The organism is Arthrobacter sp. B0316-1-20 (genome assembly GCF_059091865.1).
The window spans coordinates 45,339-61,497 of the sequence record NZ_JBNHHC010000024.1 but is presented as its reverse complement, the minus strand read 5'-3'; the positions used below and the strand labels follow the sequence as shown (position 1 = coordinate 61,497).

Genomic DNA, 16,159 nt, shown 5'->3' with positions numbered 1-16,159 from the left:
GTGGTTAGACTGGCCCGAACCGGCGAAGGGAGCCACACGCCGTGAGTGCAGCACCGCGGAGAGTCCGTACCGAAGCGAGCATCCCGGCCGCCAGCCGGCCAGCGAAGGCGCGCGCCCGAACCAGGGTTGGAGCCGCCATCGCCGGAGCCCTGGCCGTGGCCCTGGCCCTGGCCGGCTGCACCCCTCCGGACGAAGGCCGCGGGCCCGGATCGCCGGCCGCGTCCAGCGCTGCTGCCCCGGACGGCGTGCAGTTGAATACGGAAGCGGCCGAGCCGCAGGTCATTCCCGGCTCCGATGCGGAAGCCTCACTGGCCGCCAGCCAGGCGTTGTTCGCATCCAGCCCGGTGGCGTTCGTGGCAGCGGCGGACGATGCGAAGGCCATCGCGGCAGCAGAAGCGGAGTCGGTGCCGCTGGGCGTGCCGCTGCTGCTGGCCGGCGAGGGCCTGGAAAGCGAGTTGGAGCGGCTCGGCGTGCGACAGGTCAAGGCCTTCGGCCAGCCGCCGGTCAAGCCCGACGGTAGTCCCAGCGGCACGCCGGAAGACGTTTCCACCAGTTCGCCCGACGGCGGTCCCGCCTCCGCCTCCGCTGCAGCTGCCGGGACCGGTTCCGGTGCGGATGCGGCCGTCGGCACCACGGGATGGGCCGCCCTGCTGCCGCGTGTGGAAGTCCTGCCGGCGGACGGAGAACTTGATCTGCCCGACGCTGCGGCGGAGCCGGCCCCTGCCTCCGTCTTGATCGATCCGGACGGCGAGCAGGACTATCCCGCAACGCTGGCGGTGGCTGAGGCGGCTGGCGCACGCGTCTTCCAGGACCCGAAGGCAGATCCGCGGCAGAGCAGCGCAACCATCGGTTTCCTCCGCGAAGAGCCGGAGGCGCGGGTGCTCGGCGTCGGCAAAGCGTTCGGCAACAATGAGACATTCGGGCGCCGGGTTCAGGCCGCGTTGGAAGTGCCCGAACTACCCGGCGGGGGCCAACTGGCCTTCCCGTCCCGGAGGATGGTGGCGCTGTACGGACATCCCGCGGGACCCGCTCTCGGCGTGCTCGGCGAACAAGGCATTAAGGAGTCCATCCAGCGCGCCAAAAAACTGGCCAAGCGCTACCAGCCGCACAGCAAGGAACCGGTGGTTCCCGCGTTCGAAATCATTGCTACCATCGCCTCGTCCTCGGCCGGGAAAGACGGCGACTATTCGGCGGAGACGGATGTGGATGAACTGCGCCCCTGGATCGATGCCGCCGGGAAAGCAGGCGTGTACGTGGTGCTGGACCTGCAGCCCGGCCGCTCGGACTTCCTGGCCCAAGCCAAGTTGTACGCGGACCTGCTCAAGGAGCCGCATGTGGGACTGGCACTGGATCCGGAATGGCGGCTGCGCAAGGGGGAGCGGCACATGGAGCAGATCGGGTCGGTCAACGCCGCCGAGATCAACAAGGTCAGCGACTGGCTGGCGGACCTGACGCGGAAGAACTCGCTGCCGCAGAAGGTGTTGATCCTGCACCAGTTCCAGCACCAGATGATTGCGGACCGCCACAAGCTGGAGACCGGACACCCAGAGCTGGCCATGGTGCTGCACGCCGACGGCCATGGGAATCCCGGCCAGAAGATGGAGACGTGGCGGGCGCTCCGGCACGACCTGCCGACGAATATCCGGATGGGCTGGAAGAACTTCTACGACGAGGACACCCCGACGTTCAGCCCCGAGCGCACCTACACCGAGGTAAAGCCGGCGCCCTGGTTCGTTTCCTACCAGTAACGTCCGCCATCCGGTTCAGTAACGTCCGCCTTCCGGGGCCGGGTAAGGTGAAGGCCATGAGTGTTTTTGCCGTTGAGTACGTGTATGCCCCCGATTCTGAGGCCGGCCGGGACGAGCACCGTCCGGCCCATCGCGCCTGGCTGGGAAGCTTCGTGGAGCAGGGCCGGCTGCTGGCCTCGGGACCGTACGCGGACGGCACCGGCGCGCTGCTGATCTTCACCGCCGAGAGCGAAAACAGCCTGCTGGATGAACTGAAGCAGGATCCGTTCAACGTCAACAACTTTGTCTCCGCACTGAAAACCACGGAATGGGCGCCGGTGACCGGAGCCTTCGCCGCCTACGCATGATCCACACCACTCCCGCAGCATGTGCCATGGCCGTGCCGGCAGGGGGATAATGAAATCTGTTCAGCAACTGCCGACCGGCACATGGAGGACGTTTTGACCTCGGTCAATCTTGGAATGCCAGCTTCACCACCGCCTGTCCTGGCGCCGCGCCGGAAGACCCGGCAGATCAAGGTCGGTTCGGTCGGGGTTGGCTCGGACTCGCCGATCAGCGTGCAGTCGATGACCACCACGCCGACGACGGACATCAATGCCACGTTGCAGCAGATCGCCGAACTGACGGCGTCCGGCTGCGACATCGTCCGGGTGGCCTGCCCGAGCGCCGATGACGCCGAAGCCCTGCCGATCATCGCGAAGAAGTCCCAGATCCCGGTGATCGCGGACATCCACTTCCAGCCCAAGTACGTCTTTGCCGCCATCGACGCAGGCTGCGCCGCGGTCCGGGTGAACCCGGGCAACATCCGCAAGTTCGATGACCAGGTCAAGGAAATCGCCGCCGCAGCCAAGGCCGCCGGCACCTCGATCCGGATCGGCGTCAACGCCGGCTCACTGGACCCGCGGCTGATGGAGAAGTACGGCAAGGCCACCCCGGAGGCCCTGGTCGAATCCGCCGTCTGGGAAGCCTCGCTGTTCGAAGAACACGACTTCCACGATTTCAAGATCTCGGTCAAGCACAATGACCCCGTGGTCATGGTCCGCGCCTACGAACTGCTGGCCGAACGCGGCGACTGGCCGCTGCACCTCGGCGTCACCGAGGCTGGCCCCGCGTTCCAGGGAACCATCAAGTCCGCCACCGCCTTCGGCGCGCTGCTCTCGCAGGGCATCGGCGACACCATCCGGGTATCGCTGTCCGCCCCGCCGGTGGAAGAGATCAAGGTGGGTTTGCAGATCCTGCAGTCACTGAACCTGCGCGAGCGCAAACTCGAAATTGTTTCCTGCCCGTCCTGCGGCCGCGCACAGGTGGACGTGTACAAGCTGGCCGACGAAGTCACTGCCGGCCTCGAGGGTATGGAAGTGCCGTTGCGGGTGGCCGTGATGGGTTGCGTGGTCAACGGACCGGGTGAAGCCCGCGAAGCCGACCTGGGCGTAGCTTCCGGAAACGGGAAAGGCCAGATTTTCGTGAAGGGCCAGGTCATTAAGACTGTTCCGGAAGACCAGATTGTTGAGACACTCATTGAAGAAGCAATGAGGATTGCCGAGGAAATGGGTGACTCCGATGGCGAGAATGCTGTCAAGGGTAGCCCCGTGGTTAACGTCAGCTAGCCGAGAGGCAGCGGGTACGGCCGGTGCCGTACCCGCCGATCCGTATGCCGGGATCCGGCCGCTGGAAGATGCGGACACCGAGGCGCTCTGGGAACTGGTAAACGCTGATCCGGTAGCCAACGTTTTTCTTGCTGCCCACCTGGAGTCCGCCGGTACCGCCGGCCCCACCCCGTCCGGCGCCCAGATTTTGGGCATGTACGACGACGGCGCCCTCACCGGAGCCTGTTGGGCCGGGGTGAACGTGGTCCCGGTCGGGCTGGACGCCGAACAAGGCGCGCGGCTGGGCGCCCACCTGGCCGCCGGCAACCGCCGCATGTCCTCGATCTTCGGTCCGGCAGACGGCGTGCTGGGCATCTGGTCGTCGTTCCGGCACGCGCATCCGCGGGCCTTCGACGTCCGGCCCAACCAGCCGTTGCTGGAGCTGCGGGGAACCCCGGCCGTGGCGGCCGATCCGCAGGTGCGGTATTCCACTGAGGACGATTTCGACGTGCTGGTGCCCGCCTGCGTGGCGATGTTCGAGGAAGAGGTCGGATACTCGCCGCTGACCGGAGGCGGCCAGCACTACCGCCAGCGCGTTGCCACCCTGATCCGGAAGGGCCACTCGCTGGTCCGGCGGGACAGCCAAGGGCAGGTGGTCTTCAAGGCAGAACTGGGCAACGTCAGCGCCGCTGCCGTGCAGATTCAAGGCGTCTGGGTGAACCCCGCCTACCGCGGCCAGGGCCTGGCCGCCGGGTGCATGGCCGCCGTCGTGGAGCTGTCGCGGAAACATGCCCCGGTCGCCAGCCTGTACGTCAACGACTACAACCACCGGGCGATGGCTGCCTATGCCTCGGTCGGTTTCCGGCAGGTCGGCACGTTCGCCACCGTGTTGTTCTAGACCCGTTCCAGCCGGGCCAACAGGTCCTATCGGCTCCACTTCGAGGACGTGCCGCGCGATCATGCAGCCGACCATGGCCAACGCCACCATTGACCGGCAGTTGTCGAAAGCAGGTCCGCGGAACCAGTAGATTAGAAGGCAGTTGTTTTCGCGGGCCGGTGCTGGCCCAAGCCTTGAGAAATGGATACTTGCAGTGGTTCTTCGCCTGTCCAGCTTGTTCCTGCGCACCCTGCGCGATGACCCGGTCGATGCCGAGGTGGCCAGCCACAAGCTGCTGGTGCGCGCCGGCTACATCCGCCGTGCTGCCCCCGGCATCTATTCCTGGCTGCCGCTGGGGTTGAAAGTGCTGGCCAAGGTGGAGGCCGTCGTCCGCGAGGAAATGAACGCCATCGGCGCCCAAGAGGTGCACTTCCCGGCGTTGCTGCCGCGCGAACCCTACGAGGCGACCAACCGCTGGACCGAATACGGCGAGGGGCTGTTCCGGCTGCAGGACCGCAAGGGCGCCGACTACCTGCTGGCCCCCACGCACGAGGAAATGTTCACCCTGTTGGTCAAGGACTTGTACTCCTCGTACAAGGACCTGCCCGTCACGCTGTACCAAATCCAGAACAAGTACCGGGACGAGGCCCGCCCGCGCGCCGGACTGCTGCGCGGCCGTGAATTCATCATGAAGGACTCCTATTCCTTCGACATTGACGACGAGGGCCTGGACGCCAGCTACGACGCGCACCGCCGCGCCTACCTCAAAATCTTCGAGCGCCTGGGCCTGGAAGTCGTGACGGTCAAGGCAACGTCCGGCGCCATGGGCGGGTCCAAGAGCGAGGAGTTCCTGCATCCCACCGAGGTCGGCGAGGACACGTTCGTCCGTTCCCCCGGCGGTTACGCAGCGAACGTAGAGGCCGTCGCCACCGTAGCGCCGGAGCCGATCGACTACGCCGATGCACCGGCTGCCGAGGTCAAGGACACTCCGGACACGCCGACCATCGAGACCCTGGTGGCCTCGGCCAACCAGTTGGCCCCCCGCGCGGACGGGGAGTGGACCGCCGCCGATACGTTGAAGAACGTCGTCCTGGTGGTCAAACTGCCCACCGGCGAGCGGACCATCGTGGTGATCGGGGTGCCCGGCGACCGTGCCGTCGATCTGAAGCGCGTCGAGGCGAACATCGGCGCCTTCCTGCCGATGGGTGGCGAAGTCGAGGTCGAGGCTGCCTCGGAGGACGACCTGAAGCAGCACCCCGGCTTGGTCAGGGGCTACATCGGTCCGGGCAACAGCCTGGACGCCGCGGTGCTGGGAACGGAGTCAGCCACCGGGCTGCTGTATCTGGTGGATCCCCGGGTGGTAACGGGCTCACGCTGGATCACCGGCGCGAACCAGGACGGCAAGCACGTGTTCGGGCTGGTTGCCGGCCGCGATTTCGGTTGGGACGGCATCATCGAGTCCGTCGAAGTCCGTGAAGGCGATCCGGCCCCCGACGGTTCCGGTCCGCTGGAGGCGGCCCGCGGTATCGAAATGGGCCACATCTTCCAGCTCGGCCGCAAGTACGCCGAAGCGCTGGGGCTGCAGGTGCTGGACCGCAACGGCAAACTCGCCACTGTCACGATGGGTTCCTACGGCGTCGGTGTCACCCGCGCGGTGGCGGCCCTGGCCGAGGCGAACCACGACGACAAGGGCTTGGTCTGGCCCCGCAACGTGGCCCCGGCCCACGTGCATATTGTCGCCACCGGCAAGGGTGAAGACATTTTCGAGGCGGCCAACAAGCTGGCCGAGGAGCTGTCCAGCGCCGGCGTCGAGGTCATCTACGACGACCGGCCCAAGGTGTCCCCGGGCGTGAAGTTCTCGGATGCCGAACTGATCGGCGTGCCCACCATCGTGGTGGTTGGCCGGGGCTTGGCTGACGGCGTGGTCGAAGTCAAGGACCGGGCCACCGGCCAGGCCGAAAACGTTCCGGTGGGCATGGCGGCTGCGCACTTGGCCGCCCTCGCCGGGAAGTGATTTCAGGACTCGAAGAACTGCAGCTTGCCACCCTCGCCCTCGTGGTGGTGGCTGGCTTTGCTGCGGGCTGGGTGGACGCCGTGGTGGGAGGCGGCGGCCTGATCCAGCTGCCGGTCCTGCTGCTGGTCCCCGGGATCAGCCCCGTCCAGGCGCTGGCCACCAACAAAATGGGGTCCATTTTCGGCACCACCACCAGCGCGGTGACGTACTACCGCAGGGCGCATCCCGACCTGAAAACGGCCCTGCCGATGGCCGGCATCGCGCTGGCGGGCAGTTTCGGCGGCGCCATCGTGGCCACCGTCCTGCCGGCCGAGGTCTTCAAGCCAATCATCGTGGTGGCGCTGATTGCGGTGGCAGTGTTTACCGCGCTGCGGCCGACGGCCGGGACCTTGACGCAGCTGCGGTACAAGGGCGTCCGGCACCTGGGCGCCGCGGCGGGGATCGGCCTGGTCATCGGTTTCTATGACGGACTGATCGGGCCCGGCACCGGCTCGTTCCTGATCATCGCGATGGTGGCGGTGCTTGGCTACAACTTCCTGGCCTCCAGTGCCAAGGCCAAGATCGTCAACATGGCGACCAACCTCGGCGCCCTGGCCTTTTTCCTGCCCAGCGGCGCGCTGCTGTGGGGGCTCGGGCTGGTCTTGGGCCTGGTGAACATGGCCGGCGGCTACGTCGGCGCCCGGATGGCCGTCTCGCAGGGCAGCAAGTTCATCAGGATGGTTTTTTTGTTCGTCGTGGCCGCGTTGATCCTCAAGCTTGGCTATGACGTGCTGCAGGAGAACGTGCTCGGCCGTTGAGCAGCGCCAGCCGGGCCGCGCCGGCCGGGCCACGGCAGCCGGGCCGCGCCGGGACGACCGCTCAGCCGCTCAGGCAGGTGCCGCCAAGGCGTGCGCCGCCGGAAGATCCGGCAGCGTCCTGCCGGCCAGCGTGGATGCGACCCAGAGCGAGCGCTCGGCGCCGCCGGTCGCGCGGTGCAGCAGGTAATCCAGCGCGTTATCCACTTCGCGCGCCACGGCCCATTCCCGGGCGGTGTCCGGGTTTAGTCCGGCCGCCTCGGCCAGGTCCAGGCACCGGGCGTTGAGATGCCGCCCGGCGTCGGCGGCAGCCAAATCTGCGATCCGGTTCCAGAGCATCGGCGCGACGGCGAATTCGGCGTCGCCGATCAGTGGCTTGGGGTCAATGGCGGCAAAGCAGTCCGGGGTGTCAAGCCGGGCTAGGATGTTCCCATAGTGCAGGTCGCTGTGCAGGAGCACGTCGCGGTCCTCGCGCCGGCCAACGCTGCCACGGACTTGGCAGACTTCCAAGGCACACTCCAGCAACCAGGCCGGGAACGGCTTGCCCAGTTCAAGCCAGCGGGCCGGGAGGGTGTCCGTCCATTCTTCCGCCAGGGCCGACACCTGGTCGAAACTGCCGGCCGGGCTCGGCACCTGGGGCCGCTGCAACTGTCGGACCAGTCCGCCCCAGATGCCGGTGGTCTCGTCCAGTGCAACTGCGGAGAGCGGGCGGGCCGCGTCCAGGCGTTCCAGCAACAGCACGAAGGGGCCGCGTTCGTCCAGCAGCCGGACGGCTCCGCGGCCGTCCCAGAGTTTGAGGGCCTGGGCTTCGCCGTCGGCCTCTGGATGCGGGAATGTCAGCTTCAGCACTGCAGGCGAACCATCGGACGCCAGCACGGGGAAGACGGCCGCAGTCTGGCCGAACCACGGCCCGCCGGGCACAACCCGCAGGTTCCAGTCCAGCATGGTCTGGGCATAGAGGCTGTTGAAGCCCCGCAGCCACTCCCGGCCGGCAGCGGAACCGGCTGCGCTGCGGCGCAGTCCCGGGGGCAGGTCAACGTCGGCGTTCACGGGGCGGTGGAAGGAGCAGCCAGTAACTCGTCGTCCAGGCCCGGCGCCGGCAGCACCACTCCGGCTGAGGCTGCGAGTTCGGAGGTCGTCTCGGCGAGCCCGGCCACCGCGTGTTCCCGGATTGTCCCGTCACTGAGAGCGACCAGATCGGCCAGCGGGGCGAGCGCAGCGCCTTCCGCGTCCTGAAGTGCCGGAAGCGGGTCGCCGGCGAACTCGTCACCCAGGACGTAGACCGGTTCGGGCAACGGCAGGTCAAGGCACTCGGCCGCCGCCAGCGACCGCCAGTGCGCCGCAGAGTCGGCATGCGCGGCCAGCCGTGCGGCGGCGGCCCCGCGCTCCGCGCCGGCGAGGCGCGGCAGCACCGTTTCGTAGGCGTAGGCCAAGCGTTCCTGGCTGAGTACGACGACGGCGATGGCCTCCGCCGCCGTCGGCGGAGCGGGCGTTGCCGACCCGCTTCCGTCATCCTCAGGGTTCGCCGCAGGACAACCGGCCGGTTCCAGCGGTATTTCCGGATCCTCCCAGGGCTGAGCCACGTCGGTTCCGCCGGGCAGCGTCTGCGCCTGGGCGTAGAGGGCAGAACCGATCGACGCGAGCAGCCGGGCGAGTCCCGGATCGGCCGTCCGGGCGTCCGCGAGCAGGCCGCCGGCCAGTTCGGCCAGGTCCTCGGCTCCGGGCTGTTGCGCCGCCGAAAGTGCGCCGGAGTCCGCCGCGGAAGGAACTGCGCTGGTCCCAGCGGCTGCCGGGGAGCCCGAAGGCCAGGACGTGGTCAACGTCAGCAGGTCCGCCTGGCTCCGGAGCAGGCCAGCCGTGCGGGAGCCGTCGTCGTCGTGCTCCTCAAAGGCAACCGCCAGGCCCTCAAGCCCTGCCAAAGCGTCCAGGCGCGCCTGCTCCATGCTGCTCGGCGGTGGGGCGGAAGCGGTGATGCTCGCCACCACGGTCCCGGTGCTGACCACGATCGCCGCGGTGAGCAGCAACAGCGGCAGCCGGCGCCAGGCCCGGGATGGCGTGGTTGGTCCGCTGTCCCGGCGCCTTGAAGTAGATCCCACAACTGTCGATGATGTCACGGGTTTGGCTTCGGCTGCACGGCCGGGGGCAGCTGCTGGCGGCGGGAGGCCACCAGTCACGGTAAAGTCGCTAGTCTAGAAGTCAGACTCACCAGGACAGGGAGACAGCATGGCCCAGCGGCGCAATCAAGGCGGCGTGCCCACTACCGGAGGGAAATTCGGTACCGACACGTTCGCGGAGGCCGCACGCCTGAAAGAGCTGCTGGAACAAGCCGTGGCATCCCACGGGCTGTTCCTTGAGGACGTGGAGATCCGGGTTGCCGGGGCCCTCCGCACCCTCCACGTCATCGTTGACCTGCCTGAGGACCAGACCGGCGGCGTGGGGCTGGACGCCATCGCCGAGGTTTCGCAGACTCTCTCCAAGACTTTGGACGAGGACCCGCAGGACGACGGCCGGCCGTACAGCCTGGAGGTCTCTTCGCCGGGCCTCAGCCGGCCGCTGACGCAGCCGCGCCATTGGCGCCGCAACGTGGGCAGACTGGTCAAGGTCAAGCTGGTGGCCGGCGACGACATCACCGGCCGCGTCTTGGAAGTTGGCACCGACGGCGTGACGGTGCGGCCGGAAGAAGCACCGAAAAAGGGCATGAAGCCCCGCCCCGGCGAACCGGTCCAGGTGAAATTTGCGAACATCCGCTCCGGCAAGGTGGAAGTGGAGTTTGCACGGTTGGACGAAGACTTGGCTGCCGAGGCCAACGGCGAGCCGGCGAATGAGGAGGAGGCCTGAGATGGATATCGATATGAGCGCCCTGCGGCTGCTTGAGCGCGAACGCGAAATTCCGCTGGACCTGCTGATCCCGACGATCGAGCAGGCGCTGCTGGTGGCCTACCACAAGTCCCCGGGCTCGATCGAGCCGGCCCGCGCCGAGCTGGACCGCAAGAGCGGCCACGTCACCATCTGGGCCGCAGAGCTTGACGACGACGGCACCGTGGTCGGCGAGTTCGACGACACGCCCAGCGGCTTCGGCCGGATCGCCGCGAGCACGGCACGCCAGATCATCCTGCAGCGCCTGCGCGACGCCGAGGACGACAACGTCCTGGGCGCTTTCCGCGGCAAGGAGGGCGAACTGGTCTCCGGCTTGATCCAGCAGGGCCACAACCCGCATATGGTCCAGGTGGATCTGGGCACCGTGGAAGCACTGCTGCCGCCGCCCGAACAGGTGCCGGGGGAGAGCTACCTGCACGGCACCCGCCTGCGTGCCTACGTGGTGGACGTCCACCGCGGCATGAAGGGTCCGTCGATCACGCTGTCCCGTTCGCATCCCGGGTTGGTCCGCAAGCTCTTCGAACTTGAAGTACCCGAGATCGCGGACAAGAGCGTGGAGATTGTTGCCCTCGCCCGCGAGGCCGGACACCGGACCAAGATCGCGGTCAAGGCCAATGTGCCCGGGCTGAATGCCAAGGGCGCCTGCATCGGCGAAATGGGTTCCCGCGTGCGGGCCGTGATGACCGAGCTGCACGACGAGAAGATCGACATCGTCGACTTCAGCGAGGATCCCGCGACGTTCATCGCCAGCGCGCTGTCGCCCTCGCGGGTCAGCTCGGTGACCATTACGGATGCCGAGAGCCGTTCCGCACGTGTCGTGGTGCCCGATTACCAACTCTCACTGGCCATCGGCAAGGAAGGGCAGAACGCCCGGCTTGCCGCTAAACTGACGGGTTGGCGGATCGATATCGTGTCGGACGCTGCCACCGCCGAACAGCGGCGGTAGAAGCGAAGACCAACCAGGCCACACGCCTGAAACTCGCCCGGTTCGTTGGCCGGGCACTGGAAGCGGTAGAATATCCATGGCCGGGTTTCCCGACAGTCACAAACCCCTGCAGGTGCACGCCCACGAGGGCGCGCCGCCACAGCGGACCTGCATAGGCTGCCGGCGCCGGGAAGACCAGGCCGTTCTGCTGCGGCTGGCAGTCGAGGAAATCGGTGGCGTTGCTACCGTGGTCGTCGATCCTGTCCGCCGCAGGCCCGGACGCGGTGCCTGGATGCACCGCGAACCGGAATGTGTGGAGCTGGCAGTCAAGCGGCACGCCTTCGGCAGGGCCTTCCGGGCCAAGGTCGACAGCACTGCCGTTGTAGACCAGCTCCGTGCTCACGACGAGGCCGCCATCACGGCCGGCCCTCGTCACCCCAACCGTCCAACCTGAAAGCGGGTCAGAAAACTGATGGAAACCCGATGAGTGCCAAGTGATGAGTACTTCATTGTGCTCCGCCCGCGGTATTTCAGCCGATTCTGCTGAAAGCCGCAGCAAGAAATAGACGGTTCGTGCCCGGCAGCCCTGCCTCGTGCGGACCGAGACAGGAGAAATGTGGCCAAGGTCCGCGTACACGAGCTGGCAAAAGAGCTCGGTATTACCTCGAAAGACGCAGTGTCGAAACTGCAGGAACTGGGCGAATTCGTCCGTTCCGCCTCATCCACCATTGAGGCCCCCGTCGTGAAGAAGCTTCGCGACGCCTTCCCCGCTGCCGCTCCGAAGAGTGAGCTGGCGGCCCCCAAGACAGCACCCAAGCCCGGCGCCAAGCCCGCTGCGAAGGCCGCTCCGGAAACCCCGGCGGCAGCACCGGCTCCGGCAGCGCCTTCACCGGCTCCCGCTCCGGCAACGCCCGCACCGGCTCCGGCGCCAGCACCGGCCAAGCCGGCACCGGCAGCTCCTGCTGCCGAAGCGGCCCAGGCGCCGGCTCCGGCTGAGGCTCGGGCTGAGGCTGCGGCCACCAAGCCCGCCTCTGCAGCTCCGCGTCCCGGCGGCCCCGCCGCTGCACGTCCGGGTGCTCCGCGCCCCGGTGGACCGCGTCCGGGCAACAACCCGTTCGCCACGTCGCAGGGCATGCCCCGCGGCCGTGGCGGCGACCGCGATGCCGAGCGTGCACCGCGTCCGGGCAACAACCCGTTTGCAACCTCGCAGGGCATGCCGCGTCCGGGTGGCCCGCGTCCTGCTGCCGGCCAGGGTGGTCCGCGTCCGGCGGCACCCCGTCCCGGCGCCGCCGCACCCCGTCCGGGTGCACCGCGTCCGGGCGCACCCCGCCCGGGTGCTCCGCGTCCCGGTGGCGGACCCGGTGGAGCCCGTCCGACTCCCGGCATGATGCCCAACCGCACCGAGCGCCCGGCCCCGGCCGGCCGCGGTGGTGCTCCCGGCCGTCCGGGAGCCCCGGGCAGCGCCCCTGGCCGTCCCGGTGCCGGCGGACCGCCGGCCGGCGGTGGCTTCGGTAAGGGAGGCCGCGGTCGCGGCGGTACCCAGGGTGCCTTCGGCAAGGGAGGCGCCGGTCGCGGCAAGCAGCGCAAGTCGAAGCGCGCCAAGCGCCAGGAACTGGAGCAGATGAGTGCTCCGTCGCTGGGCGGTGTCTCGGTACCCCGCGGCGACGGCAACACCGTTGTCCGGCTGCGCCGCGGCTCCTCCATCACCGATTTCGCCGACAAGATCGAGGCGAACCCGGCCGCGCTGGTCACCGTACTGTTCCACCTTGGCGAGATGGCCACGGCCACGCAGTCCCTGGACGAAGACACCTTCGAACTGCTGGGCGTTGAACTGGGCTACAAGATCCAGGTTGTCTCCCCGGAGGACGAAGAGCGCGAGCTGCTTGACTCGTTCGATATCGACCTCGACGCAGAGCTTGAGGCCGAGGGCGAAGACGACCTGGAGAAGCGCCCGGCCGTTGTCACGGTCATGGGCCACGTCGACCACGGTAAGACCCGCCTGCTGGACGCCATCCGCAACACCCAGGTGGGCGAAGGCGAGCACGGCGGCATCACCCAGCACATCGGTGCCTACCAGATCGACTTCCAGCACGATGACCGTGATCGCAAGATCACCTTCATTGACACCCCGGGCCACGAGGCGTTCACCGCCATGCGTGCCCGCGGCGCGAAGGTCACCGACATCGCCATCCTGGTGGTGGCCGCGGACGACGGCGTCATGCCGCAGACCGTGGAAGCCCTGAACCACGCGCAGGCGGCCGGCGTGCCGATCGTCGTCGCGGTGAACAAGATCGACAAGGACGGCGCCAACCCGGAGAAGATCCGTGGCCAGCTGACCGAGTACGGCCTGGTTCCGGAGGAATACGGTGGCGACACTATGTTCGTTGACGTGTCGGCCCGCGAGAGCCTGCACATCGACGACCTGCTCTCCGCCGTGCTGCTGACCGCGGATGCCGCCCTGGACCTGCGGGCCAACCCGAACAAGGACGCCCGCGGCATCGCGATCGAGGCGAACCTGGACAAGGGCCGCGGCGCGGTGGCAACCGTGCTGGTCCAGTCCGGAACACTGCGGGTGGGCGACGCGATCGTTGCCGGCAGCGCCCACGGCCGCGTGCGCGCCATGTTCGACGAGGACGGCGCCTCGGTCACCGAGGCCGAACCGTCGCGTCCGGTCCAGGTGCTGGGCCTGTCCACGGTGCCGCGCGCCGGCGACACCTTCTTGGTGACCGACGACGAGCGCACCGCCCGCCAGATCGCCGAGAAGCGCGAGGCTGCGGACCGCAACGCCGCGCTGGCCAAGCGCCGCAAGCGCATCAGCCTGGAGGACTTCGACAAGGCTGTGGCGGAGGGCAAGGTCGACACGCTCAACCTCATCCTCAAGGGCGACGTGTCCGGTGCCGTGGAGGCCCTGGAAGACTCGCTGCTCAAGATCGATGTGGGCGAGGACGTCCAGCTGCGGGTTATCCACCGCGGCGTCGGCGCGATCACGCAGAACGACGTCAACCTGGCCACTGTGGACAACGCCATCATCATCGGCTTCAACGTCAAGCCTGCCGAGCGGGTGGCGGAACTGGCCGAGCGCGAAGGCGTGGACATGCGCTTCTACTCGGTCATCTACTCGGCCATCGATGACATTGAGCTGGCGCTCAAGGGCATGCTGAAGCCGGAGTACGAAGAGGCGCAGCTCGGCACCGCCGAGATCCGCGAGATCTTCCGTTCGTCCAAGTACGGAAATATCGCTGGCTCCATCGTCCGCTCGGGCACCATCCGCCGTAATTCCAAGGCGCGAGTCACCCGCGATGGCAAGGTCATCGGTGACAACCTCACCGTCGATTCGCTCAAGCGGTTCAAGGACGACGCGACCGAGGTCCGCGAAGGATTCGAATGTGGTATCGGACTTGGGTCGTTCAACGACCTCAAGGAAGGCGACATCATCGAGACCTTCGAAATGCGCGAAAAGCCGCGCGTCTAGCAGTCGGCTTGCAGCGGGCGTCTGGTGGCATCGCCACCGGGCGCCCGTTGTGCCGCCATCATCACGAGAATTGAGGAGGGGTCATGGCAGACCCAGCACGCGCCGCCAAGATGGCCGACCGGATCAAGGTCGTGGTGGCCCAGGCGCTCGAGCGCCGGGTCAAGGATCCACGCCTCGGGTTTGTGACCATCACCGACGCCCGGGTGACCAACGACCTGCAGCACGCCACCGTTTACTACACGGTCTTCGGCAACGACGAAGAGCAGGACGGCACCCGTAAGGCACTTGAATCCGCCAAGGGCGTCCTGCGGGCGGAAGTAGGCCGGAACATCACTGCGCGGCTGACGCCCACGCTGGAATTCGTCCCGGACGAGATCCCGGTGAACGCCAGCCACCTGGAGGAACTGTTGCGGACCGCGAAGGCCAGGGATGCCGAGGTGGCAGCCATGGCCGAAGGGGCCGCCTTCGCCGGCGGAGAAGATCCGTACCGCAAGCCCGGTGACGAGGATGGCGACGAATCCGTCAGCGGGCCGCGCCCGGAGTAACCATCCACCGCACGACGACGGTGGGCCACCTGCAGAGCGCGGGTGGCCCACCGTCGTTGGTTGTCCCGGTTTTCTCCAGCGTCAGCGCAGCCTGATCTGGATGACCTTGCCTGCCGGCGGTGTTCCCCCGGCGAAGTCAGGCAGGGCATGCGTCGAGGCGTAGAGCCGGTTGTCGTGAATCTCCACGGCAGCTGGGGCAGTCGTCTCAAGGAACGTCCGCGCCTTGTGGTGCCCCTTCTTCACCACCGAGATCTTGTTGCCAAACATCTCGGCGACGTAGATGTCGCCGCGTGAACTCACGGCCAGGTTCGTGGCACCGGAGAAGCCGCTGGCCAGCTGCACCGCTTTGCCGGTTTTCGAGTGGACCTTAAACACCCGCCCCAGCGCGCCAAGGCTCCCGTCTTCCGGACCGCCCGGCAATGCCGTGACGTACAGCCAGCCGTGCTTGCCAAACTCCACATCCGTGGGCACCGGCTCCAGATAGTACTTCTCGCCCACCACACAGTCCGGCAGGCCCATGCCCGCCGCCAGCACCGCGCTGACCCGAACGGCTACCGCCGGCAGCACTGCCACGGTGCTGACCCGCCTGCTGCGCTTGTCCACCTTCAGGATGGTATTGGCACCGGCGTCGGCAACGTAGATGCTGTGCTTGTCGGCGGCGGTTGCGTAGGCATGGGAGTCAACCTGCCCTTTGTATTTGGCCAGGATCCCCGCGGGAATCTGGTCCAGGCACCGTTGGTCCCGCACATTGCGGAATCCGTAAGTGACACGGCCGTCCGGATTCCGTTTGGCCTCATAGGCGGCAACATCCGCGATCTTCTGCGGAGCGGCCTTGCGGTGGTTGCCCAGCGACTTGACCCACTGCTCGTTCGGCGCCCCGTCCATGCCGCCGGCGGCTTCGGAAAAGTAGACGGTGTCCCGGTAGAGCGAGACGGACCCGACCTCGGGTCCGCCGGAACTGTGCAGCACCTTGGGGCTGCCGTGGGACTGAACCTTGTGCAGGATGCCGGCGAAATTCTGGGTGACAAAGAGCCCATGCCGGCCGGCAGCAAGGCTCAGCGGGGAAAGCAGACCGTCGGACAGCGTGGTGGCTGCCGGTGGTCTATTACTGTTGCGGTCGGCTGATGACGCCGGCGGCAAACCGGTGCTGAGCGACAAGCCAAGCACCAAGGGCAGGGCAAGATAGAGTTTTGGGATCTTCACGGAGCACCTCAGATGTCTCGCAGGCCGATGAAATGACTGGAGGTATAGCGCAAGTGATGCCGAAAAAGGCGACCGTGCCGTAGGCCCTTTGACATTCCCCTCGGGCCCGAGAGCGGCA

At 67.5% G+C, this 16,159-nt stretch carries 14 protein-coding genes; 11 read left to right on the top strand and 3 right to left on the bottom strand.

Going from position 1 to position 16,159, the window contains the following annotated elements; all coding sequences use genetic code 11:
• The first annotated feature begins 41 nt into the window (after positions 1–41).
• The 6 genes from AC5RW2_RS28895 (at position 42) to AC5RW2_RS28870 (ending at position 7,022) form a co-directional block, all read left to right on the top strand.
• Positions 42–1,748 carry a hypothetical protein gene (locus tag AC5RW2_RS28895; RefSeq protein ID WP_493964034.1) on the top strand — a complete coding sequence of 569 codons (1,707 nt, stop codon included), beginning with the start codon at positions 42–44 and terminating at the stop codon, positions 1,746–1,748.
• Between the two features lie 56 nt (positions 1,749–1,804).
• Entirely contained in the window at positions 1,805–2,095 is a 291-nt protein-coding gene (locus tag AC5RW2_RS28890) for a YciI family protein (protein WP_493952403.1), read from the top strand.
• Positions 2,096–2,188: 93 nt separating this feature from the next.
• Positions 2,189–3,355: a flavodoxin-dependent (E)-4-hydroxy-3-methylbut-2-enyl-diphosphate synthase gene (ispG, locus tag AC5RW2_RS28885; protein ID WP_493939802.1), complete on the top strand. Its 1,167-nt coding sequence runs from the start codon at positions 2,189–2,191 to the stop codon at positions 3,353–3,355.
• On the top strand, positions 3,318–4,232 hold the full coding sequence (locus AC5RW2_RS28880) for a GNAT family N-acetyltransferase (RefSeq protein ID WP_494074805.1): 915 nt from the start codon (positions 3,318–3,320) through the stop codon (positions 4,230–4,232). Before ispG ends, AC5RW2_RS28880 begins: the two co-directional genes overlap by 38 nt.
• Positions 4,233–4,425: 193 nt before the next feature.
• The gene (locus AC5RW2_RS28875; protein ID WP_493964036.1) at positions 4,426–6,225 is read left to right on the top strand and encodes a proline--tRNA ligase; all 1,800 of its coding nucleotides are present in this window, start codon (positions 4,426–4,428) and stop codon (positions 6,223–6,225) included.
• Positions 6,222–7,022 carry a sulfite exporter TauE/SafE family protein gene (locus AC5RW2_RS28870; RefSeq protein ID WP_493964037.1) on the top strand — a complete coding sequence of 267 codons (801 nt, stop codon included), beginning with the start codon at positions 6,222–6,224 and terminating at the stop codon, positions 7,020–7,022. Before AC5RW2_RS28875 ends, AC5RW2_RS28870 begins: the two co-directional genes overlap by 4 nt.
• 69 nt (positions 7,023–7,091) lie before the next feature.
• Here the strand turns inward: AC5RW2_RS28870 and AC5RW2_RS28865 are convergent, their stop codons facing one another.
• A complete protein-coding gene (locus tag AC5RW2_RS28865) occupies positions 7,092–8,069 on the bottom strand; it encodes an aminoglycoside phosphotransferase family protein (protein WP_493964038.1) in 978 nt (325 codons plus the stop codon).
• The gene (locus AC5RW2_RS28860; RefSeq protein ID WP_493964039.1) at positions 8,066–9,115 is read right to left on the bottom strand and encodes a DUF4439 domain-containing protein; all 1,050 of its coding nucleotides are present in this window, start codon (positions 9,113–9,115) and stop codon (positions 8,066–8,068) included. Before AC5RW2_RS28860 ends, AC5RW2_RS28865 begins: the two co-directional genes overlap by 4 nt.
• A gap of 127 nt (positions 9,116–9,242) precedes the next feature.
• Here AC5RW2_RS28860 and rimP point away from each other — a divergent pair, with 127 nt between their 5' ends.
• The 5 genes from rimP (at position 9,243) to rbfA (ending at position 14,838) form a co-directional block, all read left to right on the top strand.
• Positions 9,243–9,857, top strand: a complete 615-nt coding sequence (rimP, locus tag AC5RW2_RS28855; RefSeq protein ID WP_494074804.1) for a ribosome maturation factor RimP — start codon at positions 9,243–9,245, stop codon at positions 9,855–9,857.
• 1 nt (position 9,858) lies between these two features.
• Positions 9,859–10,842 carry a transcription termination factor NusA gene (gene nusA, locus AC5RW2_RS28850; RefSeq protein WP_493952396.1) on the top strand — a complete coding sequence of 328 codons (984 nt, stop codon included), beginning with the start codon at positions 9,859–9,861 and terminating at the stop codon, positions 10,840–10,842.
• 76 nt (positions 10,843–10,918) lie between these two features.
• Positions 10,919–11,275, top strand: coding sequence for a YlxR family protein (locus tag AC5RW2_RS28845; protein WP_493952395.1), 357 nt, complete (start codon positions 10,919–10,921; stop codon positions 11,273–11,275).
• Between the two features lie 162 nt (positions 11,276–11,437).
• Positions 11,438–14,293, top strand: coding sequence for a translation initiation factor IF-2 (infB, locus tag AC5RW2_RS28840; protein WP_493964041.1), 2,856 nt, complete (start codon positions 11,438–11,440; stop codon positions 14,291–14,293).
• Positions 14,294–14,376: 83 nt separating this feature from the next.
• Positions 14,377–14,838, top strand: a complete 462-nt coding sequence (rbfA, locus tag AC5RW2_RS28835; RefSeq protein ID WP_493952393.1) for a 30S ribosome-binding factor RbfA — start codon at positions 14,377–14,379, stop codon at positions 14,836–14,838.
• An 81-nt stretch (positions 14,839–14,919) separates the two neighbouring features.
• Here rbfA and AC5RW2_RS28830 read toward each other — a convergent pair whose 3' ends face one another.
• Positions 14,920–16,041 carry a ScyD/ScyE family protein gene (locus AC5RW2_RS28830; RefSeq protein WP_493964042.1) on the bottom strand — a complete coding sequence of 374 codons (1,122 nt, stop codon included), beginning with the start codon at positions 16,039–16,041 and terminating at the stop codon, positions 14,920–14,922.
• Between the last annotated feature and the right edge of the window lie 118 nt (positions 16,042–16,159).